Source organism: Mesorhizobium sp. M1A.F.Ca.IN.020.06.1.1 (assembly GCF_004023265.1).
In the GTDB taxonomy this organism is placed as follows: Bacteria; Pseudomonadota; Alphaproteobacteria; order Rhizobiales; family Rhizobiaceae; genus Mesorhizobium.
Map to the genome: position 1 here is coordinate 1 of NZ_RZSR01001598.1, position 702 is coordinate 702.

The following is a 702-nucleotide window of genomic DNA, read 5'->3' on the forward strand; positions in this document are numbered from 1 at the left end:
ACTATGCGCTGTTCCCGCATATGACCATCCGAGCCAATGTCGGCTTCGGCCTGCGCATGCGGCGGATCGACAAAGTGAAACGCGAGGAGCAGGTCCAGCGCATGCTCGACCTTGTCGGATTGGGCAGCGCGGGAGAAAAGAAGCCTCACCAACTGTCCGGCGGGCAGCGCCAGCGTGTTGCGCTCGCACGTGCCCTTGCCGTCGACCCGGCGGTGCTGCTGCTCGACGAGCCCCTTGGTGCGCTCGACCTCAAGCTTCGACGCCAGATGCAGATCGAGCTGAAGCGCATCCAGCGCGAAGTGGGAACCACCTTTATCCACGTGACGCACGACCAGGAAGAGGCGATGGCAATCGCCGACGAGATCGTGGTAATGAGCAACGGCCGCATTGAAGATGCCGGCGCCCCTCAGCGGGTATATCTGAAGCCCCGCTCGAGGTTTGCGGCCGGCTTCATGGGGCAGGGGACGTTCATCGATGGCGTGGTGCGCCGGCGGCACGGCGAGAATGTGGAGATCGACGCCGATCTTGGAACGCTGAGCGTGCCTTGTCCGCAGGGCCTGTCTGCGCAACGCGGCGATGTCGTGTCGGTGCTGCTCAGACCAGAACATTTCCTGTTCGGTGACGACCTTTCCAGCGGAGAGCCCATCGGCAGGTTTTGCGTGGATACGATGAGCTTCTTCGGCGCCAACCATCATGCTGAAC

1 protein-coding gene is annotated in these 702 nt (G+C 62.7%); it reads left to right on the forward strand.

Annotation, left to right across the window (positions count from 1 at the left end):
• Positions 1–702: ABC transporter ATP-binding protein (locus tag EOA60_RS39975; RefSeq protein WP_206628449.1), on the forward strand; the 702-nt coding region annotated here is incomplete at both ends.